The organism is Rickettsia conorii str. Malish 7 (genome assembly GCF_000007025.1).
GTDB lineage: Bacteria > Pseudomonadota > Alphaproteobacteria > Rickettsiales > Rickettsiaceae > Rickettsia > Rickettsia rickettsii.
Genome location: NC_003103.1, coordinates 212695 through 236828 on the forward strand (window position 1 = coordinate 212695; position 24134 = coordinate 236828).

The window sequence follows — 24134 nt, forward strand, 5'->3', positions numbered from 1 at the left end:
TTTTATAAGTTTACTAATAAATTATTTTAAGGTATACCTTGTAAGGTTATAGATATCATTTCGTCGTTGTGAGTGGACGTTGCTCCTTGGTGTCCGATGTCATTCCCGCGAAAGCGGGAATCCACAGAAAAAAAATGAAGTAATCCAAATGTATTAGTTTTAAAAACTAATAGTATTTATGTTTTTGAATTACTGGATTCTCGCTTTCACGGGAATAACATCACGCCATATCACCTTACGCATTGACGAAAATTAAATTTTAAATTTCTTTTCTCTATGAGTTCAAATAAAATTAATAAAAAGTCGATTGCACGTATTGCAGCAGTGCAAGCTATTTATCAAAACATATTGCAAAATAACGACGATATGGATGATATCATGCAAAATGTACTTTCTTTTTATCAAAATAATAATGCTATAACAGATTTACCTGAGAATTTAAAAATATCATTAAGTATAAGTCATTTTAAAATGCTGGTAAAGTCAGTATTTGAAAATATTCATAAACTAGACGAAATTATCGACAATCATTTAACAAATGATAAAGATCCTGCACATATGCCGATCTTACTCCGAGCTTTATTGCGTGTTAGTATATGTGAGCTATTGTTTTGCCCTACTACGCCTGCTAAAGTAGTAATCAACGAATATACGGACATAGCAAATGATATGTTAAATGAGCATGAAATTGGTTTTGTTAATTCTGTATTAGATAAAATAGCAAAAGAGCATACTCGTTTAATTTGAAAAATTAGCTATAAGTACTGTGGTACTCAAGTATTATTAACGGCTTTCGTGCCTCATCTTGTGGATTCCTTGATCTTTTCCAGATTAAACTTCGTCTACTTATTCTTCATTTATTTATAAGTATAAAGGATTTTATGACAAATAATTTAAGCGGTTATAGAAATAAATTTGTTAGAGTTAAGACTTCTAAAAAACGCACCGTCTCTTCTAGTAATTGGCTTAGACGCCAATTAAACGATCCGTATGTTGCAAAAGCACGTATAGACGGCTTTAGGTCGAGAGCTGCATATAAACTACTTGAAATTCATGAAAAATTTAAACTTTTTACTCCTAACATGAAAATTGTTGATCTAGGAGCAGCTCCTGGGGGATGGAGTCAAGTAGCTTCCAAGCTGATTAAAGCTTCGGATAATAACCTAAATAATAAAATAATCTCTATCGATGTGTTAGAAATTGAACATGTTGCTGGAGTTGAATTTGTTCAAAAGGACTTTTTTGAAGCAGATACGGAAGAATTAATTATTCAGGCTTTAGACGGTAGAGCTGATATAGTAATGAGTGATATGGCATCAAATACCATAGGTCATAAAGCTACAGACCATATAAGAACCTTACTTTTATGTGAGCAAGCTTTTGAATTTGCTTTAAAAGTACTAAAACCCTCCGGTCATTTTATTGCTAAAATTTTTCGTGGCGGTGCAGAAAATGAATTATTACATAAAGTAAAGCGTGAATTTAAAACAGTGAAACATTTTAAACCTTCATCCAGCCGCAGTGAATCTACGGAAATCTATTTAGTGGCTCTAAATAAGAAATAATGAATATGAAAGGCTAAAGGTGATTTCTGCCTATAAATTTATTTTTTTATTTAATATATTAGAGGATATAGATTATAATTACTTATATCTCCTGTTGTTTGGACTTCCTGAGCATATTCTTGATTGCAGCTTTGAAAATTATTATACATCCCAACTAAATTAGCTCCGGTTTCAGTTTCAACTATTTGATTATATAAATTATTTTTTAAATTTAGAGTATTTTTAGCATATTTTGGTGTTGCTGCTTCCCAATCATCTATGGTTAAAGTAATATTCTGTTTCAAATCAGAAAAATTAACAAGTCCATGTTTACTGATTCCGGCTATGATTTCTTCAAAGCCTTCGACTATTCCATTAATTCCTAGATATTTTGTAACTTTTTGTTTGGCAAAATTATATAAATATGATGCCCATTCTTCTGATTGTGATAGTGTTGTTTTTTTACCAGGAAGTACCATTGTTGTTTGTCCAAAATGCTTATTAGTAATATTAATAAGATTATGTTTTGCATTATATATCTTAGAATGGGTAGCTAGCTCTTTTATTGGAGTTGTTACTTTTCCGGTAAATAAATTTTTTTCTATGCCTCTTTCAATTATCGGTTTTGAACCAGGGCTATCAAAAGTTGTAGATTTATTAAAATGTAGGTTGCGAGAATGTATTTCTACTAAGGTTAAATCTGCAATGATTGCTCCAAGTGAATGACCGCTAGTATTAAAACTATATTCTGTGGCTTTACTTAAGCCGCCTAATTTATTAATTATTTCATTAACAAAATCCTGAATTGGAGTTAGTTTAGTAGGTAAGTAGTGCAGCGCGATAAGCAAGTCGTCTAATAAATCATATATATTGAATTTTGTGCCGGCACTAGCAATATGAACTTCTTTAGTGTCTTTATTTATAAATGCGACAGCTTTATAAGCATATTTAGCAGTGTTGATATTATCACATGAAGCAGTCAGTATTTCCCAGCCGCTATCTGTTAATTGTTCATTGACCTTTGATGCTTTTAGCTTATAAATATTTAAATCATCTGTTTTATATGCGAGGTCTAAACCTATATAAGCAAGCTTTTTAGTGCTAATATGTTTAGAATTTTTGTACGTAGGCATATCTACCTCTTTTTGATCAATATTACCATAAAATATGGTTTTTTCTAAAAAATGTCAAGTCAAATATTAATCTATTATTAAATAAAGGATTGATATTTGATTACTTTTGTTATATAGTGCATTTACAACCATGAAACATGGTGATTTAAATTAAAATTATGAGATAGACTATGTTGAAATTATTAATACAAAACTTATTCGGCAGTAATAAACCGATTACTTACTTATCTTTAATAGAAAAAGCAAAAGCAGATTATGGTTTTTATACAAAATTAGCATCAGGAAGCTTTTTTGTAGGAGTAAGTAGTTTGTTTTCATTTAGTAGTTGGTTAAGCAAAATACCTTTAATAACATGGGGTGTTTTTGGTACTAGTTATGGGGCAAAAGGCATTATGGAGAGTAATGAACAAATAAAGCTTTTTACTCAAGCTCATGAAGCAACTAAATTTGAAGAGTATTTGGCTACTTCGGGGTTAGGAAGTTTTGTATACGCTACTGCTATAGATAAAAACGGTATAGATAAATTTACCGGTAAATATATTGAAGGAACAAACGCTAAGATAATATCTAATGCAATAACTCGCGTACCAACCTTAAGTTTAACGGGAGACGGCGTTGGTTACAAATATAATGGTGGCTATGAAATAGTAGAATCAACAGATCGTGCGTTATATCAGGCAATACCTGGCGTGAAAGGACAATATACAAATAAATTAGTTCTAGATACTAGTATTCTTCCTTTACATTCTTGTATTATTCAGCAGCTAATACAAAATGGCTATTCAAGTGACGATATTGAAAAAGCTTTAAGTTTAGGAACTGTTGCAAAGAGAGAAAGTTACAAAAATAACCAATTAGCAGAATACAAGCCAAATTTGACAAGTAAGTTATGGCATGGTACAGAAAAAGCTATACAAAATAAAGTAGTAGAACTTTCAAAAGAAATACAGAAATATGCTGAAATAAATGCAGCTTATGAAGAATTATTTAATTATCATACTTCCAGTACTAGTGAAGAACAAGAAGAGCAGTTTTATAGCTTTGATTATAATAATCTTAATGGTGATCAAACTCAAATCTTAGGAGATGAGGGAGATGCAGGATATATATCTGATATTGCCTAGTAACTAAATACAAAACTTTCTAAAGAGTAAGGTTATAGATCTCTAACCTTACTCTTTTTTATTTAATAACCTCTTTAGCTCTCCTTTCAAAAGCTATAATCATTTTTTCGGTTGCTTTGGTAAAATAAGTGCCGATTAATTTATCCAGTATTACGGATTTCATTTTAAAATCAATAAAGAATTTTAATGCAGTTCCTGCCGTGCATGGCACAAATTGCCAAGTACTTTTTAAATATTCAAAAGGTCCTGAAATAGCTACCGTATTAATCAAATATATTCCATCATCTGTTATTTCGCTTGTAACTCGTGAGTTATATTTTTCTGAAAAGCCTTTTAACTGAATTACTAATTCAGCAATAACCTCTTGATTATTTTCTGAAATAATTCTAGAAGCAGAACACCAAGGCAAGAATTTAGGATAAGATTTTACATCCCAGACCAAATCAAACAATTCTTGCGGTTTATAGGGTAAAATTTTAGTGTGTTGAAGGGAAGGCATTAGAAATCTGTAACTTTACCTTTATGCTGCCAGTCCCCGTATCTTGTCGGTTCTAGACCTTTAACACCGCCAATTTCTTTTTCTTTTGGTAAATTTTCTTTTTCTGATATATTATTAGATATCTTTACAAACTTCGCTTCTAGAGGTAATTTAGACGTCGATCCGGTACTCACATCCTCAAGTATGTCCATATACGCTGTAGTGCTGCGTTCCGTGTCTCCTGTACATTCCTCTCTATAAGCTGGTTTGGAAAGATGTCTATTATCTTTTTTATCGTCCATAGTACTAAATATATGAAATATAACCGTATTTATATTAATAGTCGTTTAGCTGAAAATAGCAAGATAGAATTAGCAAGTGATCATCATGTTCATTATGTCAAAACGGTGCTACGTCTTAAAGTAAATGACGGCTTACGTCTCTTTAACGGTACGGATGGAGAATTTCTAGCACAAATTAACGATATAGGTAAAAATAACCTATCGGTTAGACTTAAAGAACAGTTAAAAAAGCCTTATACAAAATCTACGTTAACTCTTGCTGTTGCTATAATAAAGCAAGATAAATTAATGCTTGCAATAAATATGGCTACGCAACTCGGTATAACTAAAATTATTCCGTTAATTACTAGGTGGTGTCAATTTAGATCGGTAAATATCGAACGTTTAACAAAATGTGTTATTGAGGCAACAGAGCAATCAGAACGTCTTACTCCCCCGATAATTGAAAAAGCTATCACAATACAAGATTACCTAAAAAAGAATAATAATTTGATGTTATATGCTAATGAACATGAAAAAGAAGAAAATTCTATATTACGAATTTCATCATCACTTAGTAATAGTGATATAACTATTATTGTAGGACCGGAGGGAGGCTTTACTAATGATGAGCTGGAACTTCTTGCCTCATATAAGAATACAAAATCTATAAGTTTAGGAAGTAATATATTACGTGCTGAAACAGCAGCAATAACTGCTATAGCACAAGTGAGGTTGTTAGGTAGTCATTGCGAGGAAATTGCATAGCAATTGACGAAGCAATCTCAGGAGTTTGTTATGATTTCATGAGATTGCCACGCAGCCTACGGCTGCTCGCAATGACGAAAAGGTAGAGTTACTTCGCCTTTTCTATTCCGGGTTTACAAAATAGCTTACCTAAACAAAGGAAAGAATATACACCACAAAAGCCTATAATTATATAAAGTATTGTAACAATAATTGGAAATGAGCCAAATAAAAGTGTGACTAAATTAAAATTAAATAATTCGACTAAGCCCCAATTTATAGCACCTATAGAAGATAATAAATGTACAGTAGTAATAAGTGGATTATTAGAAGTATTTATTAATATATTTAATCTCCTTTTAGTTAAACGTAAAAGACCTTGTTGTGTGGCTCATACCTCTGTCATCCCACAACTTGATAGTGGGGTCCAGTTAAAATACTAAAATTACACTAGTATTATGAGTTACATTTTTGGATCCTGTGGCGAGGCCTCGGGATGACACTACATGCGTTTTCCGAGCCATGCAACAAAACTAACGTAAAATAATCATTCCTCATTTTGAGCTATATGTCTACTAAATTTTATAATTCTATAATTTATTAATCCTTCTTAAAAGTGTGATATATTACAGGTATAACAAAAATTGTAAATATAGTACCGATGCTTAATCCTCCAACTATTACAAAGCCTATAGAATTACGAGCAGCAGCACTGGCCCCGTCTGCAAAAACTAGAGGTAAAGCTCCGACTACGGCAGCAAGAGTAGTCATAAGAATTGGACGCAAGCGAAGTTTTGAGGATTCTATTATAGCTTCTTGAACCTTTACTCCTTTTGCTCTTAGCTGATTAGCAAATTCTACTATCATAATAGAATTCTTAGTAATTAATCCAATTAAAGTAATAAGTCCGATATTACTATACATATTAAGGCTATTACCGGCAAGCCAGAGAGCAAGTACACCACCGGTTATTGAGAAAGGTACGGCGAGTAATATTAATAAAGGGTCAGTAAAGCTTTCAAATTGAGCTGCAAGCACTAAATAGATAAATATAAGAGCAAACACAAATGTTATAAGCATATTACTGTCTGCCTCTCTCATTTGTTTAATTTCTCCGATATATTCAATTATAGTATTACTAGGATCAAGTAACTTAGCGGCTATTTTATTGATTTCATTAATTGCATCATCAATTTTCCTGTCAGGAGCAAGATCGGAAGAAATAGTAACGGATTTTGAATTATTATAATGACTATATGATTTTACTGATATTTTTTCCGTAATATTGGCTATCGATTCAAGCGGTAACATATTATTATTTTTTGCTCTGATTAAAATTTTACTAAAATCGCTAATATCTTTTCGATCTTTTTGATTAAATTGTAATATAACGTCATATAAATCATTACTCATTCTAAAATGTCCGATTTGTTGACCTGCAAGTAAATATTGTACCGTTTTGCCTATATTTGCCAAATCCATTCCGTATAAATAAGCCTTATCACGGTTGACTTCTATACTTATAGTCGGCATTGCCGATTGTAAATTTCTATTGACGTTTAAGAAAATAGGATTTGTTTTCATTATATCAATAAATTGTTGTGATATTTTATCTAGATCATCATATTCAAGGTTCGTTTGAATAGTAAACTCGATAGGGCTACTTGCATTTCCGCTAACCATTGAACGTGGATCCATAGCGTAAATCGACATGCCCGGTATTTCAGAAAACTGCTTATTTAACATATTCTTAATAGTTTCTTGGGAACAAGAACGCTCACCCCAATTTTTTAGAGGAATGAATCCAAAAACGTTATCGCTACCGCCTGCACCTATTACCATCAGATAACCTAATATATCTTTATAATTAGCAAGGATTTTTTCGGCTTCTTTCACTACTTTAGTAGAAGATTCTAAATTAGAACCTTCAGGACCTTTAAGAGAAACTTGTAAGAATCCATCATCTTCTTGGGGTACGAAAATTTTTTGAGTAAATTTAAAACTAATAATCAGCACTATAAATGATGATGCAATAATGATGACAAATTTCTTTTGATTGTCAAAAGTTAGCTTTAGATAGTAAATATATTTATTTTGAATAAATTGTAGAATGTCGTTAAACTTTACTAAGAATTTCGGTAAGTCCGTATTATGTTTTGTAACCATACGACTTGACATCATAGGAGTTAAAGTTAAAGCAACAAATCCTGAGAACAAAATACAAAATGCTAAAGTCCAAGCAAATTCAATAAATAATTTCCCGATAAAACCCTCTATAAAACCCACGGGTAAAAATACGGCAGCAAGCGTAATAGTCATAGCAATGATTGCAAAGCCGATTTCTTTAGAAGCAAGCATAGCCGCTTCCATGGGTTTATGCCCCATTTCATTATATCTAAAAATGTTTTCAAGCATAACTATCGCATCATCGACCACTAAACCTATAGCAAGTATCATAGCAAGGAGCGTAAATATATTAATAGAAAATCCAAAAGCATACATTATGCTAAAAGTACCGATCAACGATACCGGAATCGTTACAAACGGAATTAAGGTAATTTTAGCAGAAGCAAGAAATAAATAAGTGACTAAAACTACTAATATTAAAGCTTCAAAAATTGTTTGAAATACTGCATAAATTGATGCTTTTACAGGTGTTGCTGCATCATATGCGATACCCATGCTTATTCCTTTGGGCATGGATTCTTTAATTCTTTCTAGTGCTTTAGTTACTTCATGTGATAAATCTATGACGTTAGCTTTTGATTCTTTTATAAGACCAAGGGCAATAGAGCTTTTGCCGTTATATCTAAAAATTATGTCCTCATCGGGAGAAGTTAAAGATATTTTTGCTATATCTCGTAATTTTATGATACCTCCGTTTTGTACTTTTAGAATAATATTACCGAATTCTTCCGGTGTAGATAAAGAACCTGCAAGAGTTACTATAAAATTATTGCTTTTTGTTTTAATCGTACCTGCGGGATAATCTTTGTTTTGCTCTTTTATTGCGGATTCAATCTCCAATAAAGAAATTTTATGTTGATATAATTTTTTAGAATCGGGTTCTATTCTCATTATATATTCCCGACCGCCGTAAATTTGTGACTGTCCTACGCTTTCAAGTTTATCTAACGGTGTTTGTAGATTATCTTCGACGATCTTTGTTAATTCTAAATCGCTATATTGATCACTTTCAATGCTTATGAAGAGGCTTGGGAAACTATCGGCATCAAGTTTTGTAACTGACGGGGTTTTCATATCTTGCGGGAACATATAAGTGATATCCGATATTTTGGCGCGGACATCGTTTAGTGCTACTTCAATATCGGTAGATAATAGAAACGATAAAGTAATACTACTTTCGCCGGTAGAACTTTGAGAAGTTATATAATCTAAATTTTTAACCGTCTTTAAAGCTTTTTCTATACGTGTCGTTATTTCTTGTTCCATATATAAGGCATCGGCACCTGCATAATGAGCTTCAACATTTATAATAGGAACTGAAATATCCGGAGTACCTCTAATTTGTAGTTTGGTAAAAAAAATTGCTCCAAGAGCTACGATAACCAAATTCAAAACTGTAGCAAAGACAGGGCGTTTAATACAAATTTTAGACAATAACATTGGATTAAAAATTTTATTCTAAATTAATGTGCATAGTGAATTATTACATAATCTGCTATTCGGTTAGAAATATTCTATATAAAAGGTGAAAGACGGTTTCCACTTTTTATGTAAATTAAGTATATATTGTTTTTTATTAAAAAACTTATAATTTTTTATAGAGTAGAAAATTAGTTTTTGTAATTTACTACTGATAATAAATTAGGGTTTTAACGATAAATTTGCACTTTAATTACTTGATTAAGATAGTTTTAACAGTATAACTGATGTAAAATGGCTACATTTTTCTATAAATTAATATAATAACGTATATATTTTAAATTTTGTAAATAACTGGCATTTGCAGTATGTGGGTAGTTTGTTATAATTAACTCACATAAAAAATATATTGATGTATATTATTGCCAGTTGTATATATTGTTTTATAAAAAAACATCAATACATATTAACCTATCAAAGGAGAATTGATTTTATTATGAGTACACATAACACAAAAGAACCAAAAAAAATGAATAAAACCGAATTTATAGCATTTATGACCGACCATGGTCATAATCATAAACATGCTTCACATAAAACATTAACAAAAGCTGAAGCCGAGAAAGCACTTAATTTAGTTCTTGATAGTGTGATTAGTGCTATAAAGAGCCACCATAATATTAATATAACAGGTTTCGGTTCATTTGAAATACATCATAGAAAAGCACGTGAGGGTCGTAACCCAAAAACCGGAGCAAAAATGAAAATAGATGCTTACAATCAACCTACTTTTAGAGCCGGAAGAAAAATGAAAGAAGCTTGTAATTAAAAGAAGTAACGTATTTACAGTACTAATAATTTCCGAACCCCGTTACACGCTTGCGGGGTGACACTAGAAAAACCAGCTCATGCAATAATGCTTTGCAAAAGCCGGAATGATATAGAATACTTCTTAAGTACAATTCATAATGATATTACAACCATTGATAATTGAACGCCTAGAGTTTAACTTAAAACATAATAAGCTATACAATAGTTGGCTTATCGAAGCCGAAAATATAGAGCAAGCTTTAAAAGATTTAGAAGAGTTTATATATATTAAGCTTTTTAAGAATAGCATTCCTCTTGACAACAATCCTGATTATCATTTCATCGCTAGGGAAACTTCAGCTACATCTAATGCTAAAAATATTTCTATTGAACAAATAAGAAAATTACAAGACTTCTTAAGTAAAACTTCTGCAATTTCAGGTTATAAAGTTGCAATAATTTATTCGGCAGAGCTTATGAATTTGAATGCAGCGAATTCATGCTTAAAAATTCTTGAAGATGCACCAAAGAATAGTTACATTTTTTTAATTACTTCAAGAGCTGCAAGTATTATTTCTACAATTAGATCGAGATGTTTTAAAATTAATGTTAGATCATCTATCCATCATACTAAAAACGAATTATATTCCGAGTTTATTCAGTCGATAGCAGATAACAAAACGTTAGATTTTATTCATCGCTTTACTACTAAAGACCGAGAATTATGGCTAGATTTTATTGATAATTTATTATTATTAATGAATAGAATCCTTAAAAAATCTGCCAACGTTAATATTGAACTTCTAGATTTGGAAAATAAGATTTTTAATAAACTATCAAATAGACACCCTTCATATTTACTGCAAAAATTTACCGACATAAAAAAGTTAATATATAATACCATTGATTATGATTTGGACTTAAAAACAAGTTATATATTAGTGGTGAATGAGTTTTCTAGTAATTAACACGATATCACTACGTTCCTTTCTATGTTATCCATAAAACAACAAAATATATTGAGATACTCTTTTTTTTTAATAGTTAATAGATATTCAAGATAGAAAGCGGCTTGAATATAAATTTAATTTATGTTTTATTTTGACTATTGTTCATTTACTCGTAGTATATATTAGGTTTTAGGAACTTTATAAATTAAATTATTTGTATGTTTAAAACTTTAACACAAAATTTAACGAAGATTTTTGATAAGCTAGTTAGCTCAGGCATTTTGACGGAAGCCCAAATAGATGCTGCTATGCGGGATATAAGAGTGGCTCTTTTAGAGTCAGATGTTGCATTACCGGTGATAAAAGATTTTATAGCGGAAGTTAAACAGAAAGCTTTAGGGCAGGAGGTTATTAAGTCTGTTTCACCTGGACAGATGATAATTAAAATTATCCATGAAGAGATGATCAATCTCTTAGCTTCAAGTAAAAGTGAGACAAAGCTAAATTTAAATTCAAAGCCGCCCGTAAATTTCCTAATGGTAGGGCTGCAAGGGAGTGGTAAAACTACGGCGAGTAGTAAGCTTGCTTTACGGCTTAGAAATCAAAATAAGAAAGTTTTACTTGTTTCTTTGGATACTTACAGACCGGCCGCACAAGAGCAACTCGCTATACTTGCAAACTCAGTACAGATTAATTCATTACCTATTGTGCAAGGTGAGAAACCCCTCGATATTGTCAAAAGAGCTATTGCCGAGGCTAAAATTTCTGCTTATGATGTCGTAATTTATGATACGGCAGGTCGTACACAAATTGATAAAGCGATGATGGAGGAAGCGCTTGCAATAAAAAAGATAGTGGAGCCTACAGAAACTTTGTTAGTAATCGACAGTATGACAGGGCAGGATGCAGTAGTTACGGCAAGTAGTTTTAATGAAAAGTTAGCAATTTCAGGATTAATTTTATCTAGAATTGACGGCGATTCCAAGGGTGGTGCAGCACTCAGTGTAAAATATATTACTAAAAAGCCGATTAAATTTTTAAGTAGCGGTGAAAACCTAATTGATTTAGAAGAATTCGATGCTGAACGTTTAGCTTCTCGAATACTGGATATGGGTGATATTATCTCTTTTGTTGAAAAAGCAGCTAGTATTGTTGATAGAGAAGAAGCCGAAAAAACGGCAGCTAAATTAAAAAAGGGTAAGTTTGATTTAAATGATTATCTTCAGCAAATGAGAAGTATAAAAAAAATGGGAGGTTTTGGAAGTATACTTAGTATGTTACCGGGTAGCGGTAAAATTATGGATCAAATAGATCAATCAAAATTAAATAGTAAAATAATTGAACATCAAGAAGCAATTATTTTATCTATGACGCCAAAAGAACGTAAAAATCCCGATATAATTAATGCTTCTCGTAGGAAACGTATAGCTGTTGGAGCAGGAACTACGGTACAAAAGGTAAATATTTTGCTAAAGCAATATAAACAAATAAGCGAGATAATGAAAAAAGTCAGTAAAATGAATCCTAAAAATCTATTACGTAGCGGAATTGGAAAATTGTTTTCTTGAATTTATATTATATCTACATTATGTCATTCCTGCGAAGCGGAAATCCAGTCAAGCATATAAAAACAAGTGTTTGTATGGTTATTTTATCAAGTATGTAACTTCTGTAGCAATATTGAAGTTATTTTTCTGGATTCCCGCCTACGCGGGAATGACATCGAGTAGGTTTTCCGATCCATGCAACAATGCCGACTTGATTGCAGGATCCAGTTAAAAATACTAAAATTATATGGATCCTGTGGTCAAACCACGGGGGTGACCTTTTCCTTAAGTTGACACCCATGTGTCTTCGCAGGAATGACATCGACGGTTTTTTTAAACTATCCAGTAGTATAATAAGTAACACATATTGACCTAGTATTAAATTTAATTAATTTTTAATTTCAAAGCATTTGCAAAAAATGTATAAATATTGATCAAATAATTGGCACTATCTTTTAAATCACTCCCACTACCATGCCCACTATCTACACTTCCTAGAAAGTAAGGTTTAGTATTTGGGTTTTTCTCAAGCACATACTCAAAAATTCTTCCATGTCATGGGTGTACACGCTGCTCTAATACTGAAATCTGTAATTAACACAGCTTGGTATTTTTGCGTTAAAGATAAATTCTCTAGCGGTGCATATTTTTTGATATGTACTAAATCTTCTACTTTGGATCACCATATTCTGTACCCCATGAATGTCCTGCTCCGAATTCTTTATATCGTATCAAGTATCGGCACTTCACATGCTATAGCTCCAAATAAATCAGGACACTGTGTCATTGCAACACTTACTAGCAATCCGCCGTGACTTCCTCCTTTAATTCCTAAATACTCAGGACTAGTAATATTTTGCTTTATTAAATCCTCTGCTACTGCAATAAAATCATTCAAGCCGGTTTGACGTTTTATTCCTTGAGTCGCCTCATGCCACTCAGGACCAAACTCTCCGCCACCTCTAATATTAGCAAGAACACTAACCCTGCCATGTTTAACCCATACTTCATTTTCCATGCGAGAGAAATATGGAGAGTTGATTACTTGAAAACCGCTGTATGCTTCAAGTAATGTTGGATTCTTACAATCTTTGTACCTTTTTTATAGACAATAAAATATGGTATTTTAACTCCATCCGAGCTTGTAGCTTCCTTTTGATCTACAACATAATTTTTGCTATCAAACGGATATAAAGGCTTTCTAATAACTTTTAATTCATGAGTTTTATCCCATAAATAGATAGTGGGAGGAACTATAGAATTTTCTATAGTAATTAATGCATCTTCTTCCTCATCATCAGACAACATACCAAAAATTGTATTTTCATAAGACAGTAAAGTTACCGGTTTTGTCCATTCATGATTTTCTAATGTAAATGTTACTACTTTTGAAAATAACATTCTCATAGCTAGTTAAAAATACCGTATCTTTAGTCATTCCTACAAAATACAATACTTCCCTCTCTGTTGGGGTAAATAATATTTTTAAGCTAGCTTTATCGCTATCTTCTTTTAGAAGATCAGCGTAGTGTATGGCAACAAGTGAACCTACTCTATATTACTATCTTTAAATTGCCAATCGGAACGCAGTAGCCAAAATACATATGCTTTAAAAGAACCTTCAGGTATTGCATCTGATGGCATATTTATTTTTTGTAATTTTAAGCTCTCATCTTTAGTATCTAAAATATAATTATCGTAATTATAAAAAGCCTTATTTGCAGATATAAATATTAAAGATGCAGAAATATTATCGGTAAAAGCTTACTGGCTGATACACGTATATAATTCTTTGGTATTTCAAATAATTTTTTGGCTTTCTCTATAGGTTCTCCTCGCTTCCATATGTAGAGCAAGCTAGGATATAAAGAGTCAGTCACTTCCTCTTGATGCAAAACTGGATAAATATAATAGTATCTTGATCAACCCAAGTAGGGACAGTAAATTTACCTTCTAGTAATTTCCCGCTACTTGTTTTTGGCTCAAAACCATTTTTTACAAAATCTTTTTCTCTAAATCCCATGCTCTAAAAAACATCTCATCCTTACCGCCAAATGACATGGTAATTAAGAAACGATTAGGATTTTGAAAACAATCACTCTCACCTCTATACATTACTTTTTTACCGAGTTTTTTGGATAATTTATCAAAATCGATTAGAACTTCCCACTTTGGTTTATCTTTCGAGTAATTCTCAACCAATGTCCTACGCCATAACCCTTGCGGGTTTTTATAATCCATCCAAAAATTATACATGTAACCTTTACGTATAGCACCAAAAGGAGTGTTTCTTTGATCATAGCAAACAGATTCTAGTTCTTTCTTCACTACCTTATAAGTAGGCATAGATTGGCAAGCCTTTGCTGTTTTATCAGTAGGCTCTTTTGCCCATTTTAGAGCTTCAGTTTCTTCTAGAAATTTAGTGTTTTTTGGGTTATATATTTGTTCATTATTACTTCCCATAGCTTGAACACAAAAAATTATAAAATAGTGGGTAATTTTTTTTATTATTTTAATAATATCTATTAAATTAAAAGCTTTATTTAAAGTTTTCTTTGAATTAGAATAGTGTTTTATCATACACCTTGAATAACATCAAAGAAAATGCTAGGTTTTGTGGACATTGCTAATTGATTTGCTATTTTGAGGTCTTTTTTAACGAAAATTAATAAGATTTTTGTAGAAATAGTTATTCATATTTCAAAAAAATCTTATAATTTGTAGCAAAAAATAACCAAAATTAAATCTTTTTAGTAATGTCCACAAAACCTAAGTTAGCACTAGCAAAAATACAAAATATGAGAGTTATGGCTAATGATTTAAGTATTTATATTCATTGGCCTTTTTGTGTGTCCAAATGTCCGTATTGTGATTTTAATTCTCATGTAGCAAGTACTATAGATCATAATCAGTGGCTTAAATCTTATGAAACTGAAATTGAATATTTTAAGGATATTATTCAAAATAAATATATAAAATCTATTTTTTTTGGGGGCGGTACTCCCTCTTTAATGAATCCTGTAATAGTTGAAGGCATAATAAATAAAATCAGTACTCTAGCAATTATTGATAATCAAACCGAGATAACTCTAGAAACTAATCCCACATCATTTGAAACTGAAAAATTTAAAGCATTCAAAGCCGTCGGAATTAATCGTATTTCAATAGGAGTGCAATCCTTAAAAGAGGACGATTTAAAAAAATTAGGTAGAACTCATGATTGTATGCAGGCCATTAAAACAATTGAGGCGGCAAATACGATTTTTCTACGAGTGTCATTTGATTTAATATATGCACGTAGCGGTCAGACATTAAAAGACTGGCAAGAAGAATTAAAACAAGCTATGCAGCTCGCTACCTCACATATTTCTCTTTATCAATTGACTATCGAAAAAGGTACGCCGTGTTATAAATTATTTAAGGAGGGTAATCTGATTTTGCCGCATTCAGATGCGGCAGCTGAAATGTATGAATGGACTAATCATTATCTAGAATCTAAAAAGTATTTTAGATATGAAATATCCAATTATGCTATGATAGGGTATGAATGTTTGCATAATTTAACTTATTGGAATTATAATAGCTATTTAGGTATAGGCCCCGGAGCTCATAGTAGAATCATTGAATCCTCAAGTTCGGTATCGGCAATTATGATGTGGCATAAACCTGAAAAATGGTTAGATGCGGTTAAAACAAAAAATGTTGGTATTCAAACTAATACTAAGTTAACACATCAAGAGATTATTGAAGAAATGCTAATGATGGGTTTACGCCTTAGCAAAGGTATAAATATTTCTACATTAGAGCAGAAATTAAACACGAAATTAGAGAATATTTTAGATATGAATAATCTTAAGCATTATCAAGCGTTAGACTTAATTAGACTAGATGAAAATATCTATCTTACCGACAAAGGTTTAATGCTGTATAGCTACATAGTACCTAGATTGATTATATGAAAATTATTCAAGTAATTTTAAAGTTTATAATTATTTTTATTATTACTTCTATTTAATGTACACTTGAGTTTAAAAAAGATATATGTGAATGGTGTTGAGTATGATCAAAAAGTCGAAAATCCAATTACACCGATAGCAAATGCTATTAAAGCAGATAATATTGATGAAGTAAAAAAATATTAGATGAGGGATATGGAGTAAATCAACCATACTTGGGCTGGACTCCTTTAGATTATGCTATATCGAATAATAATATAAAAAAATTAAAGATTGCAAAGGGCAAAGAGCTTGAGATTAGATAGCGGTGGATGCTAATAGAACTTTACATGCTTCTGACGTAGAATACTATAATACTGCTTTATTTGTTGCTCCATTTAAAACTAAACTGAAAATTATAAAAGAAAGAAATAGCATAAAGACTCAAAACAAAGAAAAGCAATAAAAAAGCTTCTCAATTCTCACCGTTAAATTTTTGTAGCGTTTCTATTTATACTTCACAAGTTAGGATAAAAACCTATCTTAATTTTCTGCCTTATGTTCTATCTCTGTCATTGCAAGAAAATTGCATAGCAATTGACGAAGTAAGGAAGAGAAAAAATTCTGATTTACAGAAATTTTTGTGTTATTTTTTGGGGAGTGCCATGCAGTCTACGACTGCGATGTTGTTAGCCCGATTAAGATATCTTGGTAGCTCAATTGATTTAATATAGCTTTAAGGCTAATATATACTATATATACTATAGGTAGATTCTCATGTCCTTTATGTACAATCCCCAAAATTAAGTAGTCAACTATAGGAGATAAGTTATCACTCTTCTTGGTCATTTGGACGGTATGCAGCATCTACATGCCAATCTCAATCATTATACGGTGATTGAGAGCTATGTTCATTATGCGAATTACGTCTTGGTGCTACTGCTCTAATAATATTCTTATCTTCTTTATATAATACAGGCAAACTACCAATTATCCCTATTACTCCATACATATGACAAATTAATTCTTCTATTCCGCTAATCTGTACCTCACCGTCATAGGGAGTCATTATATTATAATTTTTTTGATCGATATTTTTTATATGTATAATTTCTGCATTATTATTTACGGCATCTTTAATTTCTTTTGTATAATTTACATATTTTGTATCTACTAAATATAAATCTTTGTTTTCTTTCAACCAGCTAGTTAATCTAACGATTTTATTGTTTAAATTTTCTAATGTTGCTATACAAGTTTTTTCATCTAAAATTTTCCTCCAAACATCATAGCACGCATTATTATAGTCAATATTAGTATCTTCAATGATGAAATAATCCCCTTCTTCAAAAATATTCTAAAATACCTATAGTATTAATATGAGTATCTTCTATTCAAAGTATAGGATGTACTATTTCAGATATTTTTTCTTTTGGGAATATTGCCTCTACTTTATTAGAATCACCTTGTAAAAATTCGATTCTATTATCTTCTTTTTGATAACTATATTTTAATTTCGCTTTTCCTTGGATTCCCGCTTTCGCGGGAATGACATAAAACGCATTTTTCAATTCAGACAACAATGCTTATAGTTGCTCGCAATGACAATGTCTGGTCTTAGTTAGCAATATCATTAAGATAAATATACTTCCTTATCTAAAGTATCTTCGCTGTTATCTATAATCATAGTAATTGTTGCATCGCCGGTAATATTGATAGTAGTACGTAGCATATCAAGTATTCGGTCAATACCAGCAATAATTGCTACTCCCTCTATAGGTAAGTGAACCGAAGAAAGAACCATAGGAAGCATTATCAAAGAGGCACCGGGAATACCGGCACCACCGATAGATCCAAGTGTTGAGGTGAGAATAATGACTAAATAGTCGTGAGGAGCAAGCGTTACTCCCATCATCTGAGCAAAAAATATGGTGGTAAGAGATAAATTTATAGCAAAGCCGTCCATATTAATTGACGCACCTATCGGAAGTACGAACGAAGTACTAGACTCTGAAATGCCAAGCTTTGCACGACAAACTTGCATAGTAGTTGCAAGAGTTGCCTTACTGCTTGAAGTAGAAAAAGCAAGTATCTGATACTCAAAACTTTTCTTATAAAAAGGTATAGGTGAAACACGACAGAATACACATATAAGTAAGCCAAAAACTAAATATTGGAATGTCATCGCCACAACTACCGCTACAACAAGTTTTGATAAACTAATCATTACCTCAACTCCCTGCATGCCTACAATCCAGCCTGTTAAAGCAAAAGCACCGTAAGGGGATAATTGAATAACAAACGATATCATTTTTAATATTAATTTTGACATTACATGAATTAAATCAGTAATAGGTTCACCGATAGATTTCATTTTGTTTAAGGTAATGCCAACAAAAATAGCAAAAAATACAACTTGTAAGACATCACCGTTTGCAAAAGCCCCAACAGCATTATCAGGGACGATATTTACAAAAAAATCAATTATATTAAATGAAGTTCTGTTTGTCGTTCCTGAAGAGGTGAAATCTATATGTACGCCTACTCCTGGCTTTAATACTAAGGCAACAGTGAGTCCAAAAACCGTGGCAAAAAAAGTAGTACCTAAAAAAGCGGCTACCGCTTTCATGCCTACTCTACCAAGGGCAGAATTATCATTCATACTAGTGATACCGGAAACCAAACTGAAGAAAATTAAAGGGGTAATGATCATTTTTATCAAACGTAAAAAAATGTCACCGATAGGTTTAATATAATTAACATATTGTGGTAAGTATATACCAAATATAATACCTAAGATTAACCCTAAGGTAACTTTTTGCCATAATTTCATAATTTACTTACTTAATTTTTAAATTTACTCAACTATAAGTTTATTTATTATTTTGATTAATCCATTCTAAGTACTTTTGAAAGCCATAGTCAATATTTATTTTTATTATTTGTGGTAATTCATAATTATGAATTTCAAGGAGTTTATTTTCAATTTCATTATAATTAGAAGATTTTGTTTTAATTACAAGTCTATATTCAGTTTCTAAAGTTACTCTACCATTCCATCTAAAGTAACTTTTGACATCGTCAATTTGAATGCAGGCAGTAAGATTTAATTCTAACAAAACAGATGCTATTTTCTCGGCAATTTGCAAATCATTAGTAGTAGTTAAAATTAAACAGCAATCTTGCATGCCTAAACCTCAACAAAACAATTCGGTGTTTCATATAGTTTGAGGCTAGTTACGAAGAAGTTTTGACTCACGAAAAGTTTAGGAAAAATTTCATTCTTTAAATGCGTCGCTATATTTTCTGCAGTCGGGTTATTTTGCATGTAATATATTTTTTGACCGGTACAATTTTCTATTTGCTGCCCCATTTCCTTATCGTCTTGATGTAGGATTAAGCTATGATCAAAATTTTCATCAATCCATTTTTTAGCTAAATCCTTAATTAAACCAAAATCGATTACCATACCAAGTTTATCGGTTTTGTTTGCGGCTATAGCGATCTCAAGAACATAGCGATGACCGTGCAGGAATTGACATTTATTTTGATGTTCTATAATTCTATGTCCTGCATCGAACTCAATACGACGAGTACATTTTATCATTATTATATACTTCCTTTCTTTGAATGATTTTACTTTTTTTTCAAAGAGTAAAAACGGGACCACGTCATTGTGAGGAAAATTACGAAGTAATTGACGAAGCAATCTCAGGAGTTTGTTATGATTTCATGAGATTGCCACGCAGCCTACGGCTGCTCGCAATGACAATTTTTTACAAATTTAACAATAACTTTTCAGGATTCTCAATAAGCTGCTTAATTTTTACCAAGAACGATACTCCTTCTTTCCCGTCAATTATACGATGATCGTAAGATAAAGCTATATACATCATCGGACGTATTTCAATTTTACCGTCTATAACTACAGCTCTTTCCTCGGTTTTATGTAAGCCTAGAATACCTGATTGAGGAGGATTAATAATCGGTGTAGATAATAATGAGCCATATACGCCTCCGTTAGAAATCGAGAATGTCCCACCTGACAAATCAGCCATAGAAAGCTTACCCTCACGAGCTTGTTTAGCCAAAATTCCTATAGTTTTCTCCACTTCGGCAAAACCCATTTTATCGGCATCCCTAACAACCGGTACAACAAGCCCTTGCTCTGTTCCGACAGCTACACCTATATCATAGTAATTTTTATATACTAAATCATCGCCATCTATTTCAGCATTTACCGACGGAATAAGCTTTAAAGCTTCAATTGTTGCTTTAACAAAGAAAGACATAAACCCAAGTTTCACAGCGTGCTTTTTCTCAAACTCTTCTTTATATTGATTACGCAAAGCAATTACTTTTGACATATCGATTTCATTAAAAGTAGTCAAAATAGCTGCTGTATTTTGTGAATCTTTTAAACGCTGTGCAATAGTTTTACGCAAGCGTGACATACGAACACGCTGCACTCTTTCTTCATTAGATTTACTTATTGCAGGAGCAGAAGTAGTCGTAGTGTTTATTGTTGCAAGCACGTCACCTTTGGTAATTCTACCGTCTCTACCTGTTCCTTTTATATTATTGGGGTCAAGCTTATTTTCGGTCACTAATTTTTGTACAGAAGGAGCAAGAGTATTATTAGCCACGGCAGGTTTTTCTGAAGTAGGTTGTGTTACTGCTTGAGCTTTAGCAGATTCATTATTAGTACCGGCAGTATTTGCAGATGCTCCTTCATTTATTTCGCCTATTTCTTCGCCAACTGCTACATTTGCACCTTCAGTTTTCGATATTTTACCTATAGTACCATTGCAAGGAGCATTAACTTCTAAAGTCACTTTTTCGGTTTCGATTTCTAACAGTAATTCATCGGTTTTAACCGAATCGCCTTGTTTCTTATACCATTTGGCAATAGTTGCTTCTGTTATGGACTCCCCAAGCGACGGTACTATAATTTTAACTCTCATAATTTATTTTACTCCTATATTTGTATAGCATCGCCCTGTATAGTTTTATCGTCATTGCGAGAAGACGCTATAAGGGTCGACGAAGCAATCTCAGGCAAATTCCTGAGATTGCCACGCTCCTTTTAGTCGCTCGCAATGATGATTATTAGGCAATACCCTGAGAATCATATTCCCAATGCTGTCCTTAATAGCTTCTCTTGCTGTTTATTATGTACTTGCAGCGAGCCTACTGCTGGAGAGGCTGATTCCTCTCTACCTACATATTTGAATTCATTTTTAATGCCTGCTTCTTTTAAAGCATCGTTTAAGTGAGAAACTATATAACACCAAGTTCCCATATTCTTTGGTTCTTCCTGACACCAAATAAATTCCTGCGTCCTATTATATTTTTTTAATAGCGATGCTACAAGTTTTTTTTCAAAAGGGTATAATTGCTCAAGCCTAATAATCGCTATATTACTGTTATTGCCACGCATTTCAAATAGATCGTAATATACCTTACCGCTGCATAAAATTACTTTAGTAATATTGTTTGTATCTACTTTAGTTACTTCATCTAAAACTGGTAAGAAAGTAGTATTTTCACCTAGCTCGTCAAGTTTAGATACGGCATATTTATGACGTAATAATGATTTCGGCGACATTACGATTAACGGTTTACGGGTATCATCAAGTATTTGGCGACGTAGCAGATGGAAAATCGAAGCAGGGGTAGTAGGGTATGTAACATACATATTATTCTCAGCTGCCAGTTGTAAGAACCTCTCAAGTCTTGCCGAACTATGCTCCGGTCCTTGTCCCTCAAATGCATGAGGTAACAAAACCACAAGCCCGCTCATACGAAGCCATTTAGTTTCGCTGCTTGAAATAAACTGGTCAAAAATAATCTGAGCTCCATTAGCAAAATCACCGAATTGTGCTTCCCATAAAACTAAATTTTTTGGGTTTGCGAGTGAATAACCATACTCAAAACCAAGCACCGCATATTCAGATAAATTACTATCGGCTACCTCGTATTTTGCTTGTTCTTTAGATAAATTATTTAGAGGTATATAGGTAGTACCATCAATTTGGTTGTGCAATACTGAATGACGATGCGAGAAAGTACCGCGTCCCGAATCTTGTCCGGTTAGCCTTATATTTGTGCCTGAAGCAAGTAAGCTTGCAAAAGCTAGCTGCTCTGCCGTCGCCCAATCAATAGGTTGATCAGCTGTTAGAGTGGCTTTTCGAGCTTCAAATAGTTTTACAAGTTTTGGATTAACGGCAAAATCTTTCGGTATTTCGCATAGTTTAGTGCCTAAATCGTGTAATGTTTTTTTACTGATACCCGTTATTGTAGCTTGTGTACGAGTACGAGAAATACCTTGCCATAATCCGCCTAAGAAATGTGCTTCTTGCTTATAACTTTTTGCCTGCTCATATTCCTTATCTAGTTTTGCTTTAAATTCTTCTTTTAACTTAGCAAAATAATTATTGTCGATTACACCGCTTTTTACTAACTCATTTGCGTAAATATTTCCAGGGGTCAGTTTGTTTTTAATAATGTTATACATCTTGCCTTGAGTATACATCGGCTCATCGCCCTCATTATGCCCATATTTACGGTAACAAATAATTTCTACTACAACATCCTTACCAAATTTCTGTCTGTATTCTACCGCAATATTGGTGGCTTTTAACACTGCTTCTATATCGTCACCGTTAACGTGTAAAATCGGGGCAGCTATGATTTTAGCAAACTCCGTAGAATATCTACTAGCTCTAGTATCTGCAGCGTTAGCCGTAAAACCTAACTGATTATTAATGACGAAATGCAATATCCCGCCGATATCATAAGCAGCTAAAGGTGACATTGATAGACTCTCGGCAACCACGCCCTGACCGCAAAAAGCAGCATCGCCATGCACTAAAATAGCTTTGACTTTGCTGCGTTTAGTATCTCCAAGAATATCTTGCTTTGCTCTTACTTTTCCTGCAACTATAGGATTTACCGCTTCTAAATGTGAAGGGTTATCGGCTAGCGACAAGTGTATTTTCTTATCCTCTAGAGTTCTATCGGACGAATAGCCTAAATGGTATTTTACATCGCCTGAAACATTTAGCTCATCAGGAAATACGCTGCCGCTTATGAAGTCCGCAATAACGGCTTTATATGGCTTACCTACTACTTTAGTTAGAGTGTTTAATCTCCCTCGATGTGCCATACCGATAACGATTTCTGAGACGCCCTGATGCATGGATAAATCTATAGCTTTACTCATAGCAACTATAGAAGCATCACCACCCTCAATGGAAAAACGCTTAGCTCCGGGAAATTTTGTATGTAAATACTGCTCAAACCCTTCTACTTCTACTAAATCATTTAAGATAGTTTTTTTGTCTTCAGAAGAAAACGTAACTTCGCTTTCTAGCTTATTATATAACCAGTTTTTTCCTGCTACATTTTCTATTTGCTCAAACTCTACACCTATAGAACCTGTATAAACTTTATCGAACTTGGTCACTAATTCAGATAATTTACAGTTCCAAGTACCGACAAATTCATCCGTAATATTGATATTTTCTTCTAGCTGACCGCTATCAAGACCAAAAGTTTCTATATTAAGCTTTAAATCATTTTTTGTTTTACGTAGCTCAAGACCAAGCGGATCAAGATTCGCTAAATAGTGAGCATGCTTGCGATAAGCATTGATCATTTCCTTAGCTTTTAAACTATTTAAGTCTTCAGAAGATAAATTATTATTTAACGATTCTTTTTTTATTTCATCAGGGATAATTATTTTTGCCGTACTTTTATTGAGTAAAGTATTATTATCCTTAATGCCGGCAAAAAATTCTTGCCAAGTTTGATCAACCGAGGCAGGGTTGGCTAGATATTGCTTATATAGCTCTTCAACAAAAACAGCATTCCCGCCAAATAAATAACCTGTTTTTTTAAAGTCTTCTCCCATATTATTGTTTGTATTGTTTAGTTGTTGTCATAAGCCGTCATTGCAAGCGACTGCAAGGAGCGTG

24 protein-coding genes are annotated in these 24134 nt (G+C 32.6%); 8 read left to right on the plus strand and 16 right to left on the minus strand.

The annotated features are described in order from the left end of the window. Window positions 1–276: 276 nt before the first annotated feature. Both nusB and RC_RS01065 read left to right on the plus strand, forming a co-directional pair. The gene (gene nusB, locus RC_RS01060; protein WP_010976871.1) at window positions 277–747 is read left to right on the plus strand and encodes a transcription antitermination factor NusB; all 471 of its coding nucleotides are present in this window, start codon (window positions 277–279) and stop codon (window positions 745–747) included. Window positions 748–881: 134 nt separating this feature from the next. Beyond that, window positions 882–1565: an RlmE family RNA methyltransferase gene (locus RC_RS01065; RefSeq protein ID WP_004996598.1), complete on the plus strand. Its 684-nt coding sequence runs from the start codon at window positions 882–884 to the stop codon at window positions 1563–1565. A gap of 50 nt (window positions 1566–1615) precedes the next feature. On the opposite strand, the gene RC_RS01070 is transcribed toward RC_RS01065, so the two are convergent. Further along, complete coding sequence (locus tag RC_RS01070) at window positions 1616–2677, minus strand: hypothetical protein (RefSeq protein WP_010976872.1); 1062 nt, start codon at window positions 2675–2677, stop codon at window positions 1616–1618. A gap of 170 nt (window positions 2678–2847) precedes the next feature. Between RC_RS01070 and RC_RS01075 the strand changes: the two genes are divergently transcribed. Then, complete coding sequence (locus RC_RS01075; protein WP_010976873.1) at window positions 2848–3801, plus strand: hypothetical protein; 954 nt, start codon at window positions 2848–2850, stop codon at window positions 3799–3801. Window positions 3802–3859: 58 nt separating this feature from the next. Here the strand turns inward: RC_RS01075 and RC_RS01080 are convergent, their stop codons facing one another. Then, a complete protein-coding gene (locus RC_RS01080) occupies window positions 3860–4300 on the minus strand; it encodes a type II toxin-antitoxin system RatA family toxin (RefSeq protein ID WP_010976874.1) in 441 nt (146 codons plus the stop codon). Then, a complete protein-coding gene (locus RC_RS01085; protein ID WP_010976875.1) occupies window positions 4300–4581 on the minus strand; it encodes a DUF1674 domain-containing protein in 282 nt (93 codons plus the stop codon). The genes RC_RS01080 and RC_RS01085 overlap by 1 nt, the downstream gene beginning before the upstream one ends. A 12-nt stretch (window positions 4582–4593) precedes the next feature. On the opposite strand from RC_RS01085, the gene RC_RS01090 reads away from it, so the two are divergent. Continuing rightward, window positions 4594–5328, plus strand: a complete 735-nt coding sequence (locus RC_RS01090; protein ID WP_010976876.1) for a 16S rRNA (uracil(1498)-N(3))-methyltransferase — start codon at window positions 4594–4596, stop codon at window positions 5326–5328. A gap of 88 nt (window positions 5329–5416) precedes the next feature. On the opposite strand, the gene RC_RS07135 is transcribed toward RC_RS01090, so the two are convergent. Both RC_RS07135 and RC_RS01095 read right to left on the minus strand, forming a co-directional pair. Further along, window positions 5417–5653 (minus strand): DUF378 domain-containing protein, encoded by a 237-nt coding sequence (locus RC_RS07135; protein WP_071597826.1) that lies wholly within the window; start codon window positions 5651–5653, stop codon window positions 5417–5419. Window positions 5654–5907: 254 nt separating this feature from the next. After that, entirely contained in the window at window positions 5908–8934 is a 3027-nt protein-coding gene (locus RC_RS01095; protein WP_010976877.1) for an efflux RND transporter permease subunit, read from the minus strand. Window positions 8935–9409: 475 nt separating this feature from the next. Between RC_RS01095 and RC_RS01100 the strand changes: the two genes are divergently transcribed. The 3 genes from RC_RS01100 (at window position 9410) to ffh (ending at window position 12241) form a co-directional block, all read left to right on the plus strand. Further along, complete coding sequence (locus RC_RS01100) at window positions 9410–9742, plus strand: HU family DNA-binding protein (protein ID WP_004996579.1); 333 nt, start codon at window positions 9410–9412, stop codon at window positions 9740–9742. 139 nt (window positions 9743–9881) lie between these two features. Further along, complete coding sequence (locus tag RC_RS01105) at window positions 9882–10691, plus strand: DNA polymerase III subunit delta' (RefSeq protein ID WP_010976879.1); 810 nt, start codon at window positions 9882–9884, stop codon at window positions 10689–10691. 200 nt (window positions 10692–10891) lie between these two features. Next, the gene (gene ffh, locus RC_RS01110; protein WP_010976880.1) at window positions 10892–12241 is read left to right on the plus strand and encodes a signal recognition particle protein; all 1350 of its coding nucleotides are present in this window, start codon (window positions 10892–10894) and stop codon (window positions 12239–12241) included. A 700-nt stretch (window positions 12242–12941) separates the two neighbouring features. On the opposite strand, the gene RC_RS10935 is transcribed toward ffh, so the two are convergent. The 4 genes from RC_RS10935 to RC_RS10950 form a co-directional block, all read right to left on the minus strand. Continuing rightward, window positions 12942–13238, minus strand: coding sequence for a prolyl oligopeptidase family serine peptidase (locus RC_RS10935; protein WP_010976881.1), 297 nt, complete (start codon window positions 13236–13238; stop codon window positions 12942–12944). 23 nt (window positions 13239–13261) lie between these two features. Beyond that, the gene (locus RC_RS10940; protein ID WP_324602838.1) at window positions 13262–13621 is read right to left on the minus strand and encodes a S9 family peptidase; all 360 of its coding nucleotides are present in this window, start codon (window positions 13619–13621) and stop codon (window positions 13262–13264) included. 147 nt (window positions 13622–13768) lie between these two features. Further along, window positions 13769–13864: a hypothetical protein gene (locus RC_RS10945; RefSeq protein ID WP_016830642.1), complete on the minus strand. Its 96-nt coding sequence runs from the start codon at window positions 13862–13864 to the stop codon at window positions 13769–13771. Between the two features lie 351 nt (window positions 13865–14215). After that, window positions 14216–14800, minus strand: a complete 585-nt coding sequence (locus RC_RS10950; protein ID WP_010976883.1) for a prolyl oligopeptidase family protein — start codon at window positions 14798–14800, stop codon at window positions 14216–14218. Window positions 14801–14976: 176 nt separating this feature from the next. Here RC_RS10950 and hemW point away from each other — a divergent pair, with 176 nt between their 5' ends. Then, entirely contained in the window at window positions 14977–16179 is a 1203-nt protein-coding gene (hemW, locus tag RC_RS01145; protein WP_010976884.1) for a radical SAM family heme chaperone HemW, read from the plus strand. Window positions 16180–17035: 856 nt separating this feature from the next. On the opposite strand, the gene RC_RS10955 is transcribed toward hemW, so the two are convergent. The 7 genes from RC_RS10955 to RC_RS01185 form a co-directional block, all read right to left on the minus strand. Further along, window positions 17036–17224 carry a hypothetical protein gene (locus tag RC_RS10955; RefSeq protein WP_016830646.1) on the minus strand — a complete coding sequence of 63 codons (189 nt, stop codon included), beginning with the start codon at window positions 17222–17224 and terminating at the stop codon, window positions 17036–17038. A gap of 325 nt (window positions 17225–17549) precedes the next feature. Next, window positions 17550–17735, minus strand: a complete 186-nt coding sequence (locus tag RC_RS01160; RefSeq protein ID WP_014013930.1) for a hypothetical protein — start codon at window positions 17733–17735, stop codon at window positions 17550–17552. A gap of 53 nt (window positions 17736–17788) precedes the next feature. Next, complete coding sequence (locus RC_RS01165) at window positions 17789–18988, minus strand: dicarboxylate/amino acid:cation symporter (RefSeq protein WP_004996557.1); 1200 nt, start codon at window positions 18986–18988, stop codon at window positions 17789–17791. Window positions 18989–19028: 40 nt separating this feature from the next. Then, window positions 19029–19343: a divalent-cation tolerance protein CutA gene (gene cutA / locus RC_RS01170; protein ID WP_010976888.1), complete on the minus strand. Its 315-nt coding sequence runs from the start codon at window positions 19341–19343 to the stop codon at window positions 19029–19031. 2 nt (window positions 19344–19345) lie between these two features. After that, on the minus strand, window positions 19346–19762 hold the full coding sequence (locus tag RC_RS01175; protein ID WP_004996555.1) for a 6-pyruvoyl trahydropterin synthase family protein: 417 nt from the start codon (window positions 19760–19762) through the stop codon (window positions 19346–19348). A gap of 169 nt (window positions 19763–19931) precedes the next feature. Further along, window positions 19932–21119 (minus strand): 2-oxoglutarate dehydrogenase complex dihydrolipoyllysine-residue succinyltransferase, encoded by a 1188-nt coding sequence (gene odhB, locus RC_RS01180; protein ID WP_010976890.1) that lies wholly within the window; start codon window positions 21117–21119, stop codon window positions 19932–19934. Window positions 21120–21283: 164 nt separating this feature from the next. Next, entirely contained in the window at window positions 21284–24070 is a 2787-nt protein-coding gene (locus RC_RS01185; RefSeq protein ID WP_010976891.1) for a 2-oxoglutarate dehydrogenase E1 component, read from the minus strand. Window positions 24071–24134: the final 64 nt, after the last annotated feature.